Here is a 19,435-nt window from a genome sequence, read left to right on the forward strand (position 1 = left end):
AAGGTTTATGGCTCAATTCTTTATTCATCGTCCTATCTTTGCCTGGGTGATTGCATTGGTGATTATGCTGGCGGGTATTTTGACCCTGACCAAAATGCCGATTGCCCAGTATCCAACCATTGCACCGCCTACAGTCACGATTTCTGCGACTTATCCAGGTGCATCTGCTGAAACGGTCGAAAATACTGTAACCCAGATCATCGAGCAGCAAATGAATGGTCTGGATGGACTGCGTTATATCTCATCTAACAGTGCGGGTAACGGTTCTTCGTCTATTTCCTTGAACTTTGAACAAGGTGTCGATCCTGATATCGCACAGGTTCAGGTCCAGAACAAATTACAGTCTGCGACTGCCCTGCTGCCTGAAGATGTACAGCGTCAGGGTGTGCGTGTTACCAAATCAGGCGCCAGCTTCCTGCAGGTATTGGCTTTCTATTCACCTGATGGCAGCATGACCGCCGATGATATCAAAGACTATGTAAATTCGAACATTTCTGAACCTTTAAGCCGTGTGGCTGGGGTGGGTGAAGTTCAGGTCTTTGGTGGTTCTTATGCTATGCGAATCTGGCTTGATCCAGCCAAAATGGCGAGCCTGCAAGTCACGCCAAGTGATATTGCGACTGCCATCCGTACCCAGAATGCTCAGGTCGCTGTGGGTCAACTCGGTGGTGCACCCGCTGTTGAAGGACAAGTCCTGAATGCGACTGTCACTGCACAAAGCCTGCTGCAAACTCCAGAACAGTTCAGCAATATCTTCCTGAAAAACACCACTTCGGGCGCGCAAGTCCGTCTGGGTGATGTTGCACGGGTTGAACTTGGTGCAGATAATTATCAGTTTGATTCGAAGTTTAACGGTAAACCAGCTGGTGGTGTGGCAATTAAACTTGCCACTGGTGCTAATGCGCTTGATACAGCCCAAGCAGTAGAAGAACGCTTAGAGCAGTTACGTCCGAACTATCCGCAAGGCATGGTCGACCAACTGGCTTTTGACACCACGCCATTTATTGAACTGTCAATCAAGAGTGTAGTTAAAACGCTAATCGAAGCAATTATTCTGGTGTTCCTGGTCATGTTCCTGTTCCTGCAGAACTGGCGTGCTACCATTATTCCAACCATGGCAGTTCCAGTCGTGGTATTGGGTACCTTTGCCGTGATTAATGTCTTCGGCTTCTCGATTAATACCCTAACCATGTTTGCCATGGTACTGGCGATTGGTCTTCTGGTCGATGACGCGATTGTTGTGGTCGAGAACGTCGAACGGGTCATGGTGGAAGAGCATCTGGATCCGGTTTCTGCAACTGAAAAGTCGATGAAACAGATTTCTGGTGCACTGATTGGTATTACCTCGGTGCTATCGGCAGTATTCGTTCCAATGGCTTTCTTCGGTGGAACCACCGGGGTTATTTATCGTCAGTTCTCGATTACGCTGGTCACAGCAATGGTCTTGTCGCTGATAGTGGCATTAACCTTTACCCCTGCCCTATGTGCGACCCTGCTGAAACAGCATGATCCGAACAAGCCGCAAAGTAATGGTATATTTGCGCGTTTCTTCCGCTGGTTTAATAGCAGTTTTGACAAGGTTTCTGTGAAATATCAGGGCGGCGTCAACCGTATGACTCATAGCAAGATTTTCTCAGGCGTGGTGTATGCCGTGGTACTGGGTATTATTGTGCTGTTATTCCAGAAACTGCCTTCTTCGTTCTTACCGGATGAAGACCAGGGCGTGGTCATGACGCTGGTTCAGTTACCGCCAAATGCAACCTTGGAACGTACCGACAAAGTGGTCAGCACCATGACCAACTATTTCTTGGAAAACGAGAAAGAGCATGTCGAGTCCGTGTTTAGTGTGGCAGGTTTCTCCTTCACGGGTGTGGGACAAAACGCAGGTCTGGCATTTATTAAACTGAAAGACTGGTCAGAGCGTAACAGTCCGGAAGCTCAAGTCGGTGCCATTATTCAACGTGGTATGGCGCTGAACATGATTGTCAAAGATGCGTCTTACATCATGCCACTGCAATTACCTGCAATGCCTGAACTGGGTGTGTCGGCTGGCTTTAACTTACAGCTCAAAGCTGCAAGTGGTCAAAGTCATGACCAGCTCCTGGCAGCACGTAATACGATTCTCGGTCTAGCAGCACAAGACTCGCGTCTGGCTGGTGTACGTCCGAATGGTCAGGAAGATAATCCACAGTACCGTGTCATTGTCGATCATGCACAAGCCGGTGCATTGGGCGTGAGTGTTGCTGAAATTAACAGTACCATGGGTATTGCTTGGGGCGGTTCGTATATCAATGACTTCATTGATCGCGGTCGTGTCAAGAAAGTCTATGTTCAGGGTGAAGCTGGCTCGCGTATGATGCCGGAAGATCTGGACCAATGGTATGTGCGTAATAATCGCGGTGAAATGGTGCCATTCTCGGCGTTTGCCACAGGCGAATGGACCTACGGTTCTCCACGTCTTGAGCGTTATAACGGCGTATCGTCCATGAACATTCAGGGTACACCTGCTCCGGGTATCAGCTCGGGTGATGCAATGGTGGCCATGGAAGAAATTGTAGCGAAGTTACCAGAAATGGGCTTGCAAGGTTTCGACTTCGAATGGACAGGTCTGTCTTTAGAAGAGCGTGAATCTGGTGCACAGGCGCCGTTCCTGTATGCCTTGTCACTGCTGATCGTCTTCCTGTGTCTGGCAGCCCTATATGAAAGCTGGTCGATTCCATTCTCGGTTCTACTGGTGGTCCCATTGGGTATTGTCGGTGCATTATTACTCACCTTTGGTGGAATGGTATTACTGCAAAATCCGAACCTGTCGAATAACATTTACTTCCAGGTGGCGATTATTGCCGTGATTGGTCTTTCTGCGAAAAATGCGATCTTGATTGTCGAGTTTGCGAAAGAATTGCAGGAACAAGGTGAAGAGTTATTTGAAGCAACCTTGCATGCGGCAAAAATGCGTTTACGTCCAATTATCATGACCACGTTGGCCTTTGGTTTTGGTGTATTACCGCTTGCTCTGGCTTCAGGTGCAGGTGCAGGTAGCCAGCATTCAGTCGGTTATGGTGTACTCGGCGGCGTGATCAGCTCGACCTTGTTAGGTATCTTCTTTATCCCGGTATTCTACGTGTGGATTCGAAGTGTCTTTAAATACAAACCAAAACAACAAAATCAGGAGTATAAGTCGTAATGCAAAATGTATGGTCTATTACAGGTCGTAGCATTGCGGTATCTGCCCTTGCGCTTGCTTTGACGGCCTGTCAAAGCATGCGCAGTCCAGAGCCGGTTGCGCAGGCAGATATCCCGAGCAGCTATACCAATGCGTCTGGTACTTCTGTAGCAGAACAGGGTTATAAAAACTTTTTTGCCGATCAGCGCCTGTTACAGGTGCTGGATCTGGCATTAAACAATAACCGTGATTTGCGTATTGCTGCCCTCAATATTCAACGAGCTCAGCAACAGTATCAGATTACTGAAAACAACCAGTTACCGACGATTGGTGCCAGTGGTAGCGTATTGCGCCAGGACACCATGAATTCCCAGAATCGTGGTGCAGTGACGACTTATAATGTCGGACTGGGTGTAACTGCGTATGAACTAGATTTTTGGGGACGTGTCCGCAGCTTGCGTGACAATGCACTGGATAGTTTCCTGGCGACCCAAAGTGCGCGAGATGCGACGCAAATTGCCTTGATTGGTCAGGTGTCTCAGGCTTGGCTCAGCTATTCGTTTGCCAATGCCAATCTGGCTTTGGCTGAACAAACACTAAAAGCTCAGCTTGAATCTTTCAATCTGAACAAGAAACGTTTTGATGTCGGGATCGACAGCGAGCTTCCAGTGCGTCAGGCGCAAATCTCGGTTGAAACAGCACGTAATGATGTTGCGAATTACCGCACTCAGGTAGCACAGGCACAAAACCTGTTAAACCTGCTGGTCGGTCAGCAAGTGCCTGCGAATTTATTACCAGCACAACGCGTAACCCGCATCACTTCAAATACTGCATTGGGTTCAGGCTTGCCAAGTGATCTATTAATTAACCGTCCAGATGTCCGTGCAGCAGAGTATCGTCTGTCTGCGGCGGGTGCCAATATTGCCGCAGCACGTGCACGTCTGTTCCCGACGATTAGTCTGACTGGTTCAGCAGGTTATGCCTCTACTGATTTAGGCGACCTGTTTAAATCAGGTAGTTTTGCCTGGTCATTTGGTCCAAGTCTGGATATTCCAATTTTTGATTGGGGTACCCGTCAGGCCAATATCCGTATTTCTGAAACCGATCAGCAAATTGCCTTGTCAGATTACGAAAAGTCGATTCAGACTGCTTTCCGTGAAGTGAATGATGCCTTGGCAGTACGTCAGAATATTGGTGATCGTCTGGCAGCTCAGCGCCGTCTGGTCGAAGCAACCAACACCACCTATCGCTTGTCTCAGGCACGTTTCCGCGCCGGGATTGACAGCTATCTGACGGTACTGGATGCACAGCGTGCGTCTTATGCAGCAGAACAAGGTTTGTTATTGCTTGAACAGGCCAATCTGAACAATCAGGTTGAAGTCTACAAAACCCTGGGGGGCGGCTTGAAAGTCAACACGACGGATACCTTGCCGAATACCCCGTCTGTGTCTGAACAGCGCCGTGCGGCAGAACAGCCAGCGCAATAAATTCTAGACAGATCAAGAAAAGCTCACTTCGGTGGGCTTTTTTTTATTGCATTTTCAAGGCAGTTTTCCTATTGTCATAGACCAGCAATTTATTTAGAAAACATGCACATGTTACTTAGCAATCTGGAATCTGTACCGGGTCATACCATTCGCCAGCAAATTGATGTGGTGTATGGCAGTACCGTACGCAGCAAACATGTCGGACGTGACTTACTGGCCGGCCTGAAAAATATTGTCGGTGGTGAGCTTACCGCCTATACCGAACTGCTGGAAGAATCCCGTCAGGAAGCCATGAACCGCATGATTGAAAAAGCCCGTAGTATGGGTGCCAATGCGATTGTCGGCATTCGTTTCTCGACCTCTAATATCGCCCAAGGTGCTTCTGAACTCTTTGTTTATGGGACAGCCGTAGTCGTTGATCCGATCATGCCGAAATTGCCCGACCCTTTTCCGCAGGCAGATTAAAGCATGGATGGTTTAATTCTCCAGATCATCATTTTTGCCATTCTGTTTAGTGTTGGTTTCGGTTTTGGACGTTATAACGAAGGTAAACATTTTCGTTATCTGGATGAACAGGAACAACGTCTGGCCTATATCCGGGTGAACAATAGCCGCTTCGTTGTGTCTGAATATTCCGGACAGATGATCAGCAGCAATGTGGTCATTTCCCATGATTATTTTAAATATGCGATTGCCAATGTGCAGAATATGCTGGGTGGCCGTCTGACCAGCTATGAAAGTGTAGTAGAACGCGCACGACGTGAAGCGATTGTACGTTTAAAACTGGAAGCCGAAAAAATTGGTGCGACTCAGATTATGGGCATTCGGCTCAGCACGACTGAACTCGGTATGCAAGGTGGCATGGTGGAAGTCTTTGCTTATGGCACTGCAATCCAACAACCCGCTCAATCCGTTTAAACATCAGTTCAGAAAAAATCTATTGAGATAATCACGCCTGCTACGCGATCCGCGCAGTCAAATGACTCAACTCGAATCAGTTCGACACCTTTAGGATGAAATGTCGTAGAGGAAATAACTCAGACCGTTGCAATCTTCTTTATTGCAAACGGTTCTGTGCTAGGATCTTGAGAAGTCAGCAAAATAAATATAAATGACATGATGCAGTTTCTTCAGTCTATAAAAACGGCACTTCAATCCCGTCTGTATTTCTTTATTATTTTCCCAGCCATCATTGGATTTTATCTGATTTTACAGACCCTTACCCCTTTGAGCTGGTCAAGCTGCCTATTGATCAGCTGGAATATCGCGATTTACGCTTATTTATTATTGACCATAAAAAAACTCTGGCGTATTGATCATGCTCATATTCTGCAACGTGCAATGCAACAAGATGCCAGCAAATGGATTATTCTGTTTTTGGTGATCATCACCCTGATCATGTGTTTTATTGCGATTATTATTGAAATTAATCATTTACCCAAAGATACTACCATCCGAACCGGTCATTTAATCTTGTCAGTTCTGACCATTATTTCAGCCTGGTTCTTGATGCATACGATTTTTGCAATTCATTATGCACATGACTTTTATCTGGCGCTCGACAGACAGCAACAAGGTGGACTGGATTTTCCCAATACCATCAGACCGACTTATCCAGACTTTCTATATTTTAGTTATATTATCGGGACTTCTGCGCAAACTGCAGATGTATCCATTACCTGTCAATCCATGCGGGTTCTCAATACCCTACATTTGCTTTTGGCCTACGGATTCAATACCACCATTCTGGCCATCAGTATTAACGTGACGGCAAACTTTATCTGTACTTAAAAAAGTTTTTTGGATAGTGGCAGTCACCCTGAAAATGGCGATCTACCACCCAATCAACTACCACTACCCGGCGTCTACCTGACCAGTTTTTAAATTAGGTCAATCACACTCTTTGATTGCTTCAAGCGGTGAGACCTTTACGCAATTCATCTTCGACGATGCTGAGTTCAATTTCACTAAATTTACGAATCTCACCTTCAGCATGCTTTTCTAGCATGCCACCCAGCAAAGGTACTTTAACTTTGACTGTCCAGTTTAACTGAAACTGGATCTGGTCTTCATCTCCCGTGACTGCACGCTGACAGATGGCCTCGATCGGCAAGTTCGCACCGAGTTGTACCGTCGAAGTCATTTCATTCAGATCGCTGACATCGGTACGCTGCAAACGGAATGCATCTTTGAGTAATTTTTTTGCGATATCCGGAATATTAACATCCAGATTATAAGCGCGTTTCAGGGTATACATATGCCCCTGCTTTTTCGAAACCAGGATTTCCAAGTTTTGCGCAGGAATTCGATGGCAAACTGCCTCATGCAAACGAATATCATTGGCCAAACGCTTAAATTCATCAATAGACACGCCATTGATAATTGCTTTCACGGTGAACTGATGTGCCATGCTATTTTTTCCTTATTTTTATTACGATATTCGCCTATGCCACTCTCGGCTGATGCGAATAAAAATCAGATACAGAGATGACTCTGCAATTTATATCAACTTTATAGCGGATGTCATTATTCTTCTATCGGGAAATTCCGGCAGCCCGGTCAATGTTTGCAACATAGTTTTACTGAAAGCTGTGCCTGTCCACAGCTGATCTGTAGCTGCGCTTCGCCATAATAAATCACGGCATGAAACTCATCGGCACCATCATCTAGACCGGAAATATAGTATTCTGTACCAACCGGAAAATCCTGCAACCAGTCAACCTTATAAAAATCCGAGACCGAATCAAACTGCAAATACAGTTCAGGCTCAGCTTCGATCTTCATCGCCAGTGCAATAAACTTCTGTAATTGTGCTTGATGAAAATCAATGATCATAGCGCTCCTGCCTTTTTAGTCCGGATCATTGCTCGCCAGACTTCGTACATTTTAAATGACTATTTCAAGAATAGGACTCACGAGTCTTGAGGTTTTTCTAGCACAAGATTATGGCTTAAAGGAGATAAATTATATGGGCTATTTCCGCCAAGTGGCAGAAAAAATCTGAGCTAAGGCATGAGATACCTTTTCTGAATTGCAATGGCTTAAGTACGTAGTCTGAGATCTTCAATCGTACAGAATGACTGAAAGTTGTGTTCTAAGCACAGTCAGAATGCAAAAGTTCCCTGCGGATTTCCTGCCGGTGCTCTTCTCCAAAACGGTCGACATGTGCATAGAATACGCCATAGCGACCGACATAATATTCCAGTGACTGATCATAAAAATTCCAGAAAATAGACCATTCGCCTAAGTCCATCTGACGAATCTGGGTGCAACTGTGCATCGGCATTTTTTGTAATAGTTCTTGCTGTAACTGTTCGGCCTGTGCTCGATTATCAATATGCACCTGCCGTTGAAAGAATAGCTGTGCCACATCATCAAACAGTTCCAGTTCATAAGCATCCACCAGATGTACTTGCTGCTCTTGCTCGATGACCTCTTGCTCTGTCATGCTAGAAATCTGTGCCGGTTTTTCTGGACGCTGACACACCAGATGGCGCTGAGCTTTATAGATCTTTCTGCCGACGATCCAGGCAGCATTCAACATGAATAAAACACATAACAACAGCAGTAATTTCAGCATGGTTGATGATCTCATGTGACTAATTTTATTTTTATGGTTATAGGATCAAGATTCATTTGAATAGTCCCTTTTGACTCAGCATACGTCTATTTTTTATACAGTGCAAACTTGAGGCTTATTTTTACTATTTATCTTCTCTGCTTGCTCATTTGTGCCCAGATTCGAACTTCGATTTATTTAAAAATTGATTTACTTTGATTTTTTATTTTTAACTCTGTAATGAGATTTAAGAACTTAAGATAAACAAACAGGACAAATCAGCAACAGAACCAATCTTCACATTGATAAATCACAGCAAAGATGCTCAAAAAACTACAATATTGTTCTGTTTTTTACCCTCTTCTTTTTTATCAAATAAACCTTCCCTATAAATGTTCGAGAAAATGAATAATATTATGATTCGTGAAGGGAGGGTCGAAGATATACCTCAAATTATTCAGGTCATTCATGACAGCATTCAATCTTGCGTACTGGATCATCAGCGTGAAGAAAGCAAAATTCAAACCTGGCTAGAAAAGTTTGATCATGCCAGCCTGATTGTCGATATGCTGTATAACGATTGCTGGGTTTATCTCATCTATGACAAGGTCGTCGGGTTCTTATTGGTCAGTGATGCTGGAGAAATCCGGATGCATTATGTGGCCCAACACTGCCAAAGACTGGGTTTTGGCACCCAGTTATTTCATCAAATGCATCGCACTTTATTAAAGAAAAAAATTCATCAGATTGAAATACAATCTACCCAAACTGCCTTAAGTTATTATCAGCACTGCGGCTTTCATCCACATTCTGCCGAGTCAGAAGATGAATCGCGCTATCTGTATAAATATGTTTTTTAATCGACCTCTTTTTGAATTTTTAACTGATCACGTCCGGCCTGTTTAGCGGCGTAGAGCTGCACATCTGCCGCTTTCATCAATTCATGAATATCTGCATAGCCATGTTTTTGTTCAACCCAGGCCGCGCCCATACTAACCGTAACATAATCTTTTTCATCTGGCCGATTCAGATGTTGCATACGCTGTTCCCGAATCTGGTTTAACACATTTTCCAGATTTTTAAGGGCAGTTTGAACCGGCATTCCAGTGAGCAGAATCGCAAACTCTTCACCACCATAACGTGCCAGATAGCCAGACGGTGGCAAAGTGCCTTGAATAATCCTGACCAGATTTTTCAGGATTTCATCGCCTTTTAAGTGGCCATAGTAGTCATTATAGTTTTTAAAAAAATCGACATCGAGCATGGCAAAAATTAAGGTATGTTGCGGCTGTTGCCGGGTCTGTAAAAATTGCTGCTGGATTTCATGATTTAAGGCACGCCGGTTAAAAGCTCCGGTTAGCGCATCAATATTCATTTGCTGTTCCAGTTTGGCATTCACTTCACGCAGCTGCTGAGTGCGTTCTTTGACTTTTTGATCGAGTGAATCGTTGAGCGCGATCAGGTTCAGGTTTAGCTGTTCAGTCTCATAAGTTTGATGTGCATAATGTCTGGACTGCTGAAACATAATTAGTAAGGCATAGATACTGGTTGAGATAAAGAACAGATGCGTGGTTTTAATTACATTGATCAGCAACAGATAATCATTCAAAAAGGTGACACAAAGGAAAATAATCGCAATCAGATTTAAACGCGAATAATGCTCTTTATAACGTAAGGTCTGATAAAAGCCGTAAATAAAATTACCGATGATGACCAAGGCAAAAATCGCACTAAATAGGGCCAGACGTTCAAATATCTCAGGAGGTGAAAATAGGGTAAAAATAATGTTAAAGACCAGTAATACCACCGCGATATAATAAATCACCGGATTTAAATAGCGCCGGTTAAACAGATGCATATAACTGAGAAAAAAGAAGGCAGCAATAAAAGTAAACAGATACTCTAAGCGGGTTCCCCACAGCCAGTTGATATTGGTAAATACCGAATAGGCATAAGGTGCAGAAAACAGGTTATGCAGGGCCAAAAAGACAATAAACCAGCCAAAAACAAAGATACTTTTACTGTTACGTTCTCGTGATCCCCTGAATACCGAAAATAGAATGGTAAACACCCCCACCCCAAGTACCGCGCCGCACACCATGGCAATACTCATCATGAGCTGCTGGAATTGGCGATTGATGGTACCTGCAACGCCAATCTGCATCGGTCGCTCGAGACCGCCATGCAAGTGGGTATAATTTGAGGCCTGAATGCTTAAGGTAATATATTCAGTATCTGGAACAAAATAGCCAATACGCGGTGCTTTCTCAGTCACCTGTTTGTCAGGTGTGGTACTGATTTCCCCGAGACGGACAATAAACTGTCCATTGACATATACCCGATAGGCGCCGTATTGGGTTGGAATCCGAATCGCGATGCGTCGCCCGAGAAATTCTTTCGGAATTTTAAAATAACCAATAAAGGTACCGTAGCCAGAGTTTGAACCCGCTAGAGTTTTAAAAGAGGCTGGCAATTCAACTGTTTTTGACTGGAGTACGGGGCTGGGCTGAACAATAAACTGACTCGGATAAAACAGCCATTTTCCCTGCAAGGCACTAGTGCTATGTTCGGTAAAATGAACTTCAGTAATATGGTCGTGAGATTGCTGCTGAAATGACGGCGAAGGGAGTTCATCCTGAGCGATTGCTGAACTTATGATGCAAGTCATCCAGCTCAAGGCACAGACAAATACGAAAAAACAGACATTCCTTATCAAGTTATGCAAATACGTTATATCTCAAAATAATTCTTTATTATTCTTATAATCTACAAGGAATATTTTTGATTTCAAATCTTTTTAGATGTTTTTTGTAGCTTCTCCGGCACAGCTTATTTTGAAGCGACTGCACCGGAACCAGCGTATATCTTTGAATAAAAAATATAACTTATATTCAGCAAGTTAAATGATTTTAATCACGTGTTTTTACATCAAACAGTTCAATTTCAAAAATCAGGTTGGAATTGGCTGGAATGACTTTACCCATTTTACGTTCGCCATAGGCCAAATGTGCAGGCACCATCAGTTTACGCTTACCGCCAACTTTCATTCCCAGAATACCCTGATCCCAACCTTTGATCACACGACCGGTACCAATAACAGTTTCAAAATAATTACCGCGGTCAATTGAAGAATCGAACTTGGTTCCATCTTCCAGCCAGCCAGTATAGTGCGTGGTAATTAAGGCACCTTTTACCGCTTCTTTACCTTCGCCTACTTTTAAATCAATAATTTCAAGTTCGTTGATCATGGTTATTTACCTGAGAGGAGCATAAAATTCAAAGCTCAGTATAAACTGGAATGCTCTATATTTTTAAGTCTGGGCCATTGATGGGTTAAAAGCTGAGTTCCTGAATATTCTTATCATTGAGTAAATACTGGGTTAATTCTTGATGATTCTTGGCCGATCCCATCAGGATCCAGCGTCCGACAATCTGTTGATCAATTTTTTTTTGTGAGGAATGCACCACTTTTAACTGATAACGTTTAAATAACATTTCGTAGTGATCAGAATCATTCTGATCGAATGGGCAGACGATTTCATAGCTGCGTTCCTGATTCAGAGATTCAATGCCGCGCTGGACATACATCAATAGAACCAGCACCACCATGACAATAAAAGTAGCCCAAATACTTAAGAGTTCATAGCCTGCACCGACCGCCATGCCGAGTGCAGCTATCATCCAGATGGTGGTCGCGGTGGTAATCCCGGAAATACGGTTATCATCTTTCAGGATAACACCAGCACCTAGAAAACCCAGTCCAGTCAAGACATTGGCGGCCAGCCGGTCAGGATTGGCCACGCCTATTTTCAGGGAGATAATGGTAAATAAACAGGAACTCAGACTGACCATAATCATGGTACGCAGTCCGGCAGATTTACTGTGATACTCACGCTCTGCACCAATAATTGCGCCGATCGCGACAGCCAGCAGTAAATCATAAAGTTCATGGTACATGGTGCAGCCCTGCGTATTCTTATTCCTCAGATATACGCAATTTGAGCTACAGGATACAAGTCCAGACTTGCATCCTTATTTGGCCTTATTGTAACTGTTCCCACTCCACCAGCACCTGGCCCTGATCGCCAATCAAGGTCCATTCACCATCCATCACATTGAGCTGTAACTGCATGGTGCGTTCGCATAACTGTGGCAATGCGTCGGTGGTTGCGGTAGATAACTTCCACACTTCCACATTTTTTAAGATTTTTAATTTGCTGCTGCGCTTATACCATTCATCCACCGCAGAACCATAGGTGACGACTGCGACCTGCTTGCAACGCGCACTGGCCTTTTTGACTTTATCTTCGTCCGGGCTGCCTACTTCAATCCATTTGACCAGTTGCCCGGTCAGATCCTTTTCCCATAGCGCTGGCTCATCTGTTTCGAACAGATCCTTGGTAAATTCCAGTGCTTCATCGGCATAGCGCGCATAGGCCAGAATACGCACCATCAAGCGTTCAATGGTTTCTGAAGGATGCAGCGCCATCGTTAACTGATAATCCTCATAACGATGCGTATCCATATCCGCAATATTCAAATCAACCTTATAAATCGTCGCTTTTAACGCCATCACATAATCCTCAAATTTGGCGCCTAGCATATAAGATTTAGCGCTATTTTGCTGAACAGATTTAGGCCAATAATTCATTCAGCGTACTAGAAATAGTGCCGTTATTTTTCTGGATCCATACGACATTGCATCAAGGCAGTTTCAAATGCCAGCCAATCGCGTGACTGTTGATAAATCACTTCTACCCGGTTATCAATGCCTTCATCTGCCGACTGATAATTAAACTGCTCAGGATTAAAATTAAAGCTTTTCCAGCCTTGGTCGGTATGAAAAATTCCCTTTATTCTGAGCCAGTCTTTTTGTTCACAGAGCAGATCCAGCAGATCATAAAAATTAAATTGCCAGCGTTTTGGCAATTTCCAGCCAGCGACCTGGTAACCCTGCGCGCTTTCTACATAATGATAAGGCATCTGCTGAATCACTACGGGCGTATCCGCTGAACGGGGGGTCTGTTGCTGTTTTAACAAAGGCTGAATCTGACGGGCAGAACCCCGATAGTCCTGCTTGATCTGTTCGATATCGAGCTGTCCATGCTCGGTGAACAGCCACTGTTGCGCATAAGGTTGATATTCTGCCTGAAGCTGCGTGAGCGCTGCGTGATCGGCGGCTGTCATCAAGTCAGTATGTGAAATCACTACAATATGCGCTGCCTTGAGTTGGTCCGCATACAGGTTTTGCTGAGTCCAGTCCCGGTCATGCAAACGCGAACCATCTACCACAGTGACTAAAGCCTGCATGTTTAAATGACTTTGCCAGTGCGGTTCGGTCAACTGTTCCAGTAATTGTCTCGGGTGTCCCAGCCCAGTAGGTTCGATAAACAGACGATCCGGTTTCACCTCTGACAGCAGGCGTGACAAGGCGATCTGCATCGGTAACTGGCTACTGCAACATAGACAACCACCCAACAGCTCTTTGACCGCATAACCCTGATCTTGCGGCAATAACTGCTGGTCTACCCCAATCTGGCCAAATTCATTCATCAGCACCGCCCAGATTTCCTGTTCCGGTTTTTGCTGTAGTAAATGTTTGAGTAGTGTGGTTTTACCTGCACCCAAAAATCCAGAAATGATATGGACAGGAATAACCTGCGACGCTGACAGAATTTTCAAAATCGGCTCTCAAGAAATTGAATAGAAATAGCAATGCTCTGCATTATAAAGCACAGTATGACTTTAAAATGCGTGTTCTTCGCAAACACGGCGTGAAAATCACAGAGATAAAAATTAATAGAATGATCCCAAATTACCAATTTTCTATGTTAACTTTTATTTCAAATTGGATTCTTGAAATATTCACACACACTTTCATTAAATAAAACTCCGCATAATTAACAGAAATAAAACAACTTTCTCAGTTTTGTATCTGCTGGGTTATTCCCTGCGTGTCGCTTTTGTTAATTGATTTGCTCAGTAAAATTTCAGTGCTTAGGATGGGCATCTGTCGAATTGATGTGATGGTCAGCTCGGCAGATTACACGACATGAATAAAAGGATGCCAAAAATGAAATATGCACAAATCTTACTTGCCACTACGCTTACTGCTGCTGCAGCTACCAGTTTTGCTGACAGCAAAACCACAGATGCGAAAACCACCACTGCAGAAGAAAAAGTGATTGTGACTACCCAGGAATTACCTGAATCGAATGCTCCTGTTGCAGGTGCATCTGCAGAGCAGCCTGCTGCCTCTGAAGCTGCTATAGAAAGCACGCCCCCTGCAAAACCTGCTGCACGTTAAGTAATTGAACGACTCGTTTAATCCTTCAATGAAAATATCAGGGACAGTAATTCTCCAGTAGGCTTTGTCCTATACTGCCCCCGATATTATTCGATGCTGAATCATGCTTGATGCTGGTTCAGCATTTTTATTGCATAAAATCTATTTATCACCATAGTCAAAACTGATCATAGAATTAATACAGGCTATCAAATTTTTATTATTTTTATAATTAAAATCAATTATTTATTTAAAAACCACCTATTTCAATCCAATATTATCCATATACTTAAGCTACTATTGCCTAACTTGTTTCTGGCTTCTAACTGTCCCTTAATAGCATCAAATGCAAGTCGATTGAGTGGACATTCGCTATGAGCAATACTAATTACACTACTGAAGTGGCAATCCTTGGCGCCGGCCCTGTAGGCTTAACCATTGCCAACTATCTGAGCAAGCAAGGCGTAGCTGTCACGATTGTCGAGCAACTGGATAGTTTGATTGATTACCCACGTGCGATTGGAATCGATGATGAATCCTTACGTACCATTCAATCTTTGGGTTTAGTCGATCAAGTCTTACCGCATACCACTCCGAATCATGCGATGCGCTTCTTGACGCCTAAAGGTCGCTGTTTTGCAGATATTCAGCCTTTAACACGTGAGTTTGGTTTCTCGCGCCGTAATGCCTTTATTCAGCCACAAGTCGATAACGTCCTACTGCAAGGCTTAAAGCAATATAAAAACACCCAAGTGCTGTTTTCTCGTCAATTGACCCAGTTTAGTCAAGATGCTGACGGCGTAACACTCAATCTGCAAAATAAAGAGGGCGATGCAGAAACCATCCGCGCTCAATATCTGATTGCCTGTGATGGCGGTAATTCTTATGTGCGCCGCAACCTGGGCATTGCCTTTGAAGGTGAAACCGCACCGAATCAATGGATCGTGATTGACCTTGAGAATGATCCGCTTGCTACACCACATATTTACTTATGTTGTGATCCGGTTCGTCCTTATGTATCAGCCGCATTGCCACATGGTATTCGCCGGTTTGAATTTATGGTTATGCCGGGTGAAACGCAGGAAGAACTGAGCAAACCGGAAAATATTGCCAAACTTCTTTCTAAGGTTTTACCAAGCACAGATGGTATCGAAGTGATCCGTCAGCGTGTCTATACCCATAATGCTCGTATTGCCGACAAGTTCCGTGTCGACCGTATTTTACTTGCCGGTGATGCAGCGCACATTATGCCGGTATGGCAAGGTCAGGGTTATAACAGCGGTATGCGTGATGCCTTTAATCTGGCTTGGAAAATGGCGCTGGTTGTTCAAGGCAAAGCTGGCCCAGCACTTTTAGATTCTTATCAGATCGAACGTAAAGACCATGCCAAGGCGATGATTGACCTGTCGGTGATGGCAGGTCACGTACTGGCACCACCGAAAAAATGGCAAGGATTTGTTCGTGACAGCATTGCCTATGCCCTGAACTATATCAAGCCGATCAAGCAGTATCTGCTGGAAATGCGCTTCAAACCAATGCCGAAATATCATGACGGCGCACTTTTGAGCAAGGGAGCCAAGAACTCTCCAGTCGGCAAAATGCTTATCCAGCCTCAGGTTCAGCTGGCTTCGGGTGAAACCGTATTACTGGATGAAGTGATCGGCAATGATTTTGCGATTATTGCCTGGGGTGTCGATCCGAAATGGGGTCTGAGCCCAGATACGTTGCAACAGTGGAAAACGCTCGGCGTGAAATTCATTCAGGTAATTCCTGCGGTGCAATTGCAAAATAGCCAGCGTAAACAGTATGAAGATGTCATCACCATTGGTGATATCGGCACAGATATCCGCTCGTGGTTTGGCAACACGTCTGATTCAGTTGTGATCTTGCGTCCTGACCGTTTCGTAGCTGCCCTGGCCATTCCTCAATCGATGGAAAGCACCAGCCAGCAACTGTTTAAAAAGCTTTACCTGAAATAATATTAGGGTCACTTTTCACCACGCTTCGGCGTGGTTTTTTTATTGTTTTTAGATATCTCGGACAATATATAGACCGAGGAATTAGACTCGGTATTCCTGAAACCAGGGGATATCTTTCAGGGAATCACGAGAGGCCATCTGCTGCAGGAAGGGCCTGAACTCATCAAATGGCGGTAAAATTTTCGCAGAGATCGTGAAGATCAAACAGTAAGCCACATATAGGTCCGCAGCCGAGACTTTTTCACCCAACAGATAAGGATTGGCCTGCTCGATGCCCTGTTTCATAAAATCAAATACGGCTGCTTCATTCCCAAAACTTAAACTTCTCCGGTTCTTTTCAATATTTTCTGGCGACACCTGTAAATTTTTTATATCGATATATTCGGTAAAGGGTCCATGACAGAAAAACATCCATTTCAAATACGCCCCACGCTTCGGATCATCCAAAGCAGGTGCCAATCCTTTGTCAGAATACTTATCTGCCAGATAGATAAAAATGGCGGCCATTTCTGAAATGACGATCTCCTGATCTACCAGACAGGGAACTTTTCCCATCGGATTCATCTGTGTATATGCCTGCTGATGCATATCCTCATAGGCAATCTCCACCTGCTCAATCTGATCTTCAATTTGTAATTCTTTCAGCAAAGGCAACAAGGTCAGGCCACGTGATTGCGGATTGTTATAGAGCTTCATCATCCTGCTTCAACCGGTTTTTTTATTGTTAGAGGTTCAGTATAAAGCGATTTGCAGTTCCGATTTAAAAGGATGTGCTACAGATCATTTCTGTCGCACTGCTTTTTCGATGGGCTGATCAACGATGCAGATATTAGAAAAGATCCACACAAAACTTTTCTTTTAATACTTTTAAAATCAGATCAATCACCACATGTTTTTGATCCTTGCGATAATTGGCATAGAGCCCAATCATCGGCAACGGTTCCAGCGTCTTTTTCACCACAATATTATCGCCGAGCAATGGAATCACATAGGTCGGCACCAGACTCCAGCCCACCCCATCCCTACCAGATTGACATTGAGCAGGATATTGGTGGAATACTGCACCACATTCACTTTTAATTTAGACTGTTTAAAAAAATCCTGAATCAGCTTATGCAGTTGCGGTGAGGACTGCTCATCACTAATTACAAAGTCCTGACTTTCAAAACTCTTGATACTGACATAGGGCAAGGCCGCAGCCGGGGAATCTTTGGGCACAATCAAGGTTAAAGGCTCATCAAAAATGCGGATCGAATCAAACTCACTTAACTGCCCCGGATAACGGGTAAAGGCAATGTCGATCTATCCATTTCTTCAGGCACTAAACTGCTCTGCATCGGTCAGACTATGAAACTGTGCTTTCAGTTCAGGAAAATGCGCGCGGATATTCGGCATGATATAAGGAAAGACTTTCATTTCCGCGACCGGCACGAATCCGATATTCAGCTGATCCTGCTGTGCATTCGCAATCTGTCTGGCAGACTGAATGGCGCGCTCTGCATGCTCAAGACTCAGCAAAGCTTCTTTTAAAAACGCCTGTCCAGCTTCAGTGAGCCCGACCTTACGGTTATTCCGCTCCAGCAACTGTACGCCAACCTCACGTTCCAAATCCTTGATTTGTTGGCTCAGTGATGGCTGTACTGTATTTAATTTTTCCGCGGCACGGGTAAAGTTCAGTTCCTGCGCCACTGTAACGAAATAACGTAAATGTCTTAATTCCATTTTATAACTCCAAACTTGCCGGGCGCTTATTTTGCTTTTTGGCAACATACTGACGATAAACCAATATCGTCACAATAACGAGTACAGCACTCAAAACATAGGTAGTTTCAAAGCCCCAATAGGCAATCAATACTCCCATGGCCACGGAACCGATGGCTAAACCCAGATCAAACAGGGTAAAGAAGGTTGAAATCGCATGTCCCATACGCTGCTTGTCGACCGACTGAATGGCCAAGGTCTGCAAACATGGGAATAGTGAACCATAACCGATGCCAATAAACACTGCCGACAACCATAATATCCATTGATTGGAAATCAGACTGACAATCACCAGACCAATGGCAAAGAAAATAAATGAAGGATAAATCACCGCACTGGGTCCCTTACGGTCATAAATCTTTCCAACCCAAGGTCTGACCAGCAACATGGATGCTGCAAATACAATAAAGAATACGCTGGTATAGCCCAAAAGCTGCTTGGTTTCACTAAATGCAGTAATAAAACTCATGATGCCCGAGTAGGCAAAAGCGGTTAGTAAAGCCACAAAACTTACCGCCAGAACTTTGACTTCCAGAATATCCTGCAAGCTCAAGCTGGTTTTTTCTGTGCTTATAGCTTCAGGTTTTGGTAACTCTGTGATTTTGAGTATCCAACAGAAAATGAGCCCCAAAGAAATGATAACGGCAAGAATGCCAAATAAGACTTTGAAGCTGGTGAACTGAATTACGGTCAATGCCAGCAAGGGCCCAAAAACCACACCCAGATTGGTCGACATGACGAAATAGCCCATGCCCTCACCTTTGCGCTGTTCAGGAATAAATTCATTAGCGACGGGTACTGCCACCGTGGTCAAAATACTGAACCAGATGCCATGTAAAAAGCGCACCAGTAACAGCGACCACATGCTATCTATCAGCAAATAACTAAAGGCAAATAAGGCAAAAATCACACCTGCGCCGCGCATCGAGATTTTCTTGCCGAGCTTTTCGATGATCATGCCGGAAAATGGCCGAATCGCAATCGAAGAGGCCAAAAATAGCGTCAGTGCCAACCCAGCTTCTTTTACCGAACCGCCCAGATCTTTCATGATGTAAATCGGCAAGATGGTCAGTAAGGCAAAGTAATAAACGAACAGGAAAAAATTATTGAATAAGCACAAGATAAATGAGCGATTCCATAACCGCTCAGCGCTAACTGACATAATCACCAACTTTTAAAATTTGTAGGGAAATAGCACAA

General features: G+C 44.2%; 18 protein-coding genes and 1 pseudogene. 8 read left to right on the plus strand and 11 right to left on the minus strand.

Features of this window, described 5'->3' with window-relative positions; translation table 11 throughout:
* Positions 1 to 7: 7 nt before the first annotated feature.
* The 5 genes from Q9R21_RS03495 (at position 8) to Q9R21_RS03515 (ending at position 6,441) form a co-directional block, all read left to right on the plus strand.
* Positions 8 to 3,184, plus strand: a complete 3,177-nt coding sequence (locus tag Q9R21_RS03495; RefSeq protein WP_311203737.1) for an efflux RND transporter permease subunit — start codon at positions 8 to 10, stop codon at positions 3,182 to 3,184.
* Entirely contained in the window at positions 3,184 to 4,650 is a 1,467-nt protein-coding gene (gene adeK / locus Q9R21_RS03500) for a multidrug efflux RND transporter AdeIJK outer membrane channel subunit AdeK (RefSeq protein WP_004280647.1), read from the plus strand. Before Q9R21_RS03495 ends, adeK begins: the two co-directional genes overlap by 1 nt.
* 108 nt (positions 4,651 to 4,758) lie before the next feature.
* Positions 4,759 to 5,115: a YbjQ family protein gene (locus Q9R21_RS03505; protein WP_005104015.1), complete on the plus strand. Its 357-nt coding sequence runs from the start codon at positions 4,759 to 4,761 to the stop codon at positions 5,113 to 5,115.
* A 3-nt stretch (positions 5,116 to 5,118) separates the two neighbouring features.
* Positions 5,119 to 5,568, plus strand: coding sequence for a YbjQ family protein (locus tag Q9R21_RS03510; RefSeq protein ID WP_004731922.1), 450 nt, complete (start codon positions 5,119 to 5,121; stop codon positions 5,566 to 5,568).
* A gap of 198 nt (positions 5,569 to 5,766) precedes the next feature.
* Entirely contained in the window at positions 5,767 to 6,441 is a 675-nt protein-coding gene (locus Q9R21_RS03515) for a DUF1345 domain-containing protein (protein ID WP_311203738.1), read from the plus strand.
* Positions 6,442 to 6,562: 121 nt separating this feature from the next.
* On the opposite strand, the gene Q9R21_RS03520 is transcribed toward Q9R21_RS03515, so the two are convergent.
* The 3 genes from Q9R21_RS03520 to Q9R21_RS03530 all read right to left on the minus strand — a co-directional run bounded on the left by Q9R21_RS03520 (position 6,563) and on the right by Q9R21_RS03530 (position 8,230).
* Positions 6,563 to 7,060 carry a DUF2505 family protein gene (locus tag Q9R21_RS03520; RefSeq protein ID WP_311203739.1) on the minus strand — a complete coding sequence of 166 codons (498 nt, stop codon included), beginning with the start codon at positions 7,058 to 7,060 and terminating at the stop codon, positions 6,563 to 6,565.
* A gap of 149 nt (positions 7,061 to 7,209) precedes the next feature.
* A complete protein-coding gene (locus Q9R21_RS03525) occupies positions 7,210 to 7,485 on the minus strand; it encodes a hypothetical protein (RefSeq protein ID WP_195725699.1) in 276 nt (91 codons plus the stop codon).
* A 259-nt stretch (positions 7,486 to 7,744) separates the two neighbouring features.
* On the minus strand, positions 7,745 to 8,230 hold the full coding sequence (locus tag Q9R21_RS03530; RefSeq protein WP_311203740.1) for a hypothetical protein: 486 nt from the start codon (positions 8,228 to 8,230) through the stop codon (positions 7,745 to 7,747).
* A gap of 371 nt (positions 8,231 to 8,601) precedes the next feature.
* On the opposite strand from Q9R21_RS03530, the gene Q9R21_RS03535 reads away from it, so the two are divergent.
* On the plus strand, positions 8,602 to 9,069 hold the full coding sequence (locus tag Q9R21_RS03535) for a GNAT family N-acetyltransferase (protein WP_311203741.1): 468 nt from the start codon (positions 8,602 to 8,604) through the stop codon (positions 9,067 to 9,069).
* On the opposite strand, the gene Q9R21_RS03540 is transcribed toward Q9R21_RS03535, so the two are convergent.
* The 5 genes from Q9R21_RS03540 to Q9R21_RS03560 all read right to left on the minus strand — a co-directional run bounded on the left by Q9R21_RS03540 (position 9,066) and on the right by Q9R21_RS03560 (position 13,891).
* Positions 9,066 to 10,877, minus strand: a complete 1,812-nt coding sequence (locus Q9R21_RS03540; protein WP_311203742.1) for a diguanylate cyclase — start codon at positions 10,875 to 10,877, stop codon at positions 9,066 to 9,068. The two genes, Q9R21_RS03535 and Q9R21_RS03540, sit on opposite strands and share 4 nt — an antisense overlap.
* 241 nt (positions 10,878 to 11,118) lie before the next feature.
* On the minus strand, positions 11,119 to 11,457 hold the full coding sequence (locus Q9R21_RS03545) for an FKBP-type peptidyl-prolyl cis-trans isomerase (RefSeq protein WP_004280661.1): 339 nt from the start codon (positions 11,455 to 11,457) through the stop codon (positions 11,119 to 11,121).
* An 85-nt stretch (positions 11,458 to 11,542) separates the two neighbouring features.
* Positions 11,543 to 12,166 (minus strand): MgtC/SapB family protein, encoded by a 624-nt coding sequence (locus tag Q9R21_RS03550; RefSeq protein WP_311203743.1) that lies wholly within the window; start codon positions 12,164 to 12,166, stop codon positions 11,543 to 11,545.
* 85 nt (positions 12,167 to 12,251) lie between these two features.
* The gene (locus tag Q9R21_RS03555; RefSeq protein WP_026055736.1) at positions 12,252 to 12,782 is read right to left on the minus strand and encodes a YaeQ family protein; all 531 of its coding nucleotides are present in this window, start codon (positions 12,780 to 12,782) and stop codon (positions 12,252 to 12,254) included.
* Positions 12,783 to 12,883: 101 nt separating this feature from the next.
* On the minus strand, positions 12,884 to 13,891 hold the full coding sequence (locus Q9R21_RS03560) for a GTP-binding protein (RefSeq protein ID WP_311203744.1): 1,008 nt from the start codon (positions 13,889 to 13,891) through the stop codon (positions 12,884 to 12,886).
* A gap of 391 nt (positions 13,892 to 14,282) precedes the next feature.
* Here Q9R21_RS03560 and Q9R21_RS03565 point away from each other — a divergent pair, with 391 nt between their 5' ends.
* Together Q9R21_RS03565 and Q9R21_RS03570 are read left to right on the plus strand one after the other, a co-directional pair.
* A complete protein-coding gene (locus Q9R21_RS03565; RefSeq protein ID WP_219308707.1) occupies positions 14,283 to 14,516 on the plus strand; it encodes a hypothetical protein in 234 nt (77 codons plus the stop codon).
* A 353-nt stretch (positions 14,517 to 14,869) separates the two neighbouring features.
* The gene (locus Q9R21_RS03570; protein WP_311203745.1) at positions 14,870 to 16,474 is read left to right on the plus strand and encodes a bifunctional 3-(3-hydroxy-phenyl)propionate/3-hydroxycinnamic acid hydroxylase; all 1,605 of its coding nucleotides are present in this window, start codon (positions 14,870 to 14,872) and stop codon (positions 16,472 to 16,474) included.
* Positions 16,475 to 16,555: 81 nt separating this feature from the next.
* Here the strand turns inward: Q9R21_RS03570 and Q9R21_RS03575 are convergent, their stop codons facing one another.
* From Q9R21_RS03575 to Q9R21_RS03585, 3 genes and pseudogenes are all read right to left on the minus strand, one after another.
* Entirely contained in the window at positions 16,556 to 17,170 is a 615-nt protein-coding gene (locus tag Q9R21_RS03575; protein WP_253099981.1) for a glutathione S-transferase family protein, read from the minus strand.
* A gap of 133 nt (positions 17,171 to 17,303) precedes the next feature.
* Positions 17,304 to 18,196: pseudogene (locus tag Q9R21_RS03580) on the minus strand (LysR substrate-binding domain-containing protein).
* Between the two features lies 1 nt (position 18,197).
* Positions 18,198 to 19,397: an MFS transporter gene (locus Q9R21_RS03585; protein ID WP_311203746.1), complete on the minus strand. Its 1,200-nt coding sequence runs from the start codon at positions 19,395 to 19,397 to the stop codon at positions 18,198 to 18,200.
* Between the last annotated feature and the right edge of the window lie 38 nt (positions 19,398 to 19,435).

The sequence above is a fragment of the Acinetobacter sp. RG5 genome, assembly GCF_031844265.1.
Taxonomy (GTDB): Bacteria; Pseudomonadota; Gammaproteobacteria; order Pseudomonadales; family Moraxellaceae; genus Acinetobacter.

Bases quoted from the DNA above. Each gene is read 5' to 3' on its own strand.
- adeK (WP_004280647.1), top strand. From the start codon at position 3,184: ATGCAAAATGTATGGTCTATTACAGGTCGTAGCATTGCGGTATCTGCC.
- Q9R21_RS03515 (WP_311203738.1), top strand. From the start codon at position 5,767: ATGATGCAGTTTCTTCAGTCTATAAAAACGGCACTTCAATCCCGTCTG.
- Q9R21_RS03545 (WP_004280661.1), bottom strand. From the start codon at position 11,457: ATGATCAACGAACTTGAAATTATTGATTTAAAAGTAGGCGAAGGTAAA.
- Q9R21_RS03540 (WP_311203742.1), bottom strand. From the start codon at position 10,877: ATGACTTGCATCATAAGTTCAGCAATCGCTCAGGATGAACTCCCTTCG.
- Q9R21_RS03535 (WP_311203741.1), top strand. From the start codon at position 8,602: ATGTTCGAGAAAATGAATAATATTATGATTCGTGAAGGGAGGGTCGAA.
- Q9R21_RS03495 (WP_311203737.1), top strand. From the start codon at position 8: ATGGCTCAATTCTTTATTCATCGTCCTATCTTTGCCTGGGTGATTGCA.
- Q9R21_RS03520 (WP_311203739.1), bottom strand. From the start codon at position 7,060: ATGGCACATCAGTTCACCGTGAAAGCAATTATCAATGGCGTGTCTATT.
- Q9R21_RS03505 (WP_005104015.1), top strand. From the start codon at position 4,759: ATGTTACTTAGCAATCTGGAATCTGTACCGGGTCATACCATTCGCCAG.
- Q9R21_RS03565 (WP_219308707.1), top strand. From the start codon at position 14,283: ATGAAATATGCACAAATCTTACTTGCCACTACGCTTACTGCTGCTGCA.
- Q9R21_RS03550 (WP_311203743.1), bottom strand. From the start codon at position 12,166: ATGTACCATGAACTTTATGATTTACTGCTGGCTGTCGCGATCGGCGCA.
- Q9R21_RS03510 (WP_004731922.1), top strand. From the start codon at position 5,119: ATGGATGGTTTAATTCTCCAGATCATCATTTTTGCCATTCTGTTTAGT.
- Q9R21_RS03555 (WP_026055736.1), bottom strand. From the start codon at position 12,782: ATGGCGTTAAAAGCGACGATTTATAAGGTTGATTTGAATATTGCGGAT.
- Q9R21_RS03570 (WP_311203745.1), top strand. From the start codon at position 14,870: ATGAGCAATACTAATTACACTACTGAAGTGGCAATCCTTGGCGCCGGC.
- Q9R21_RS03585 (WP_311203746.1), bottom strand. From the start codon at position 19,397: ATGTCAGTTAGCGCTGAGCGGTTATGGAATCGCTCATTTATCTTGTGC.
- Q9R21_RS03530 (WP_311203740.1), bottom strand. From the start codon at position 8,230: ATGCTGAAATTACTGCTGTTGTTATGTGTTTTATTCATGTTGAATGCT.
- Q9R21_RS03525 (WP_195725699.1), bottom strand. From the start codon at position 7,485: ATGATCATTGATTTTCATCAAGCACAATTACAGAAGTTTATTGCACTG.
- Q9R21_RS03575 (WP_253099981.1), bottom strand. From the start codon at position 17,170: ATGAAGCTCTATAACAATCCGCAATCACGTGGCCTGACCTTGTTGCCT.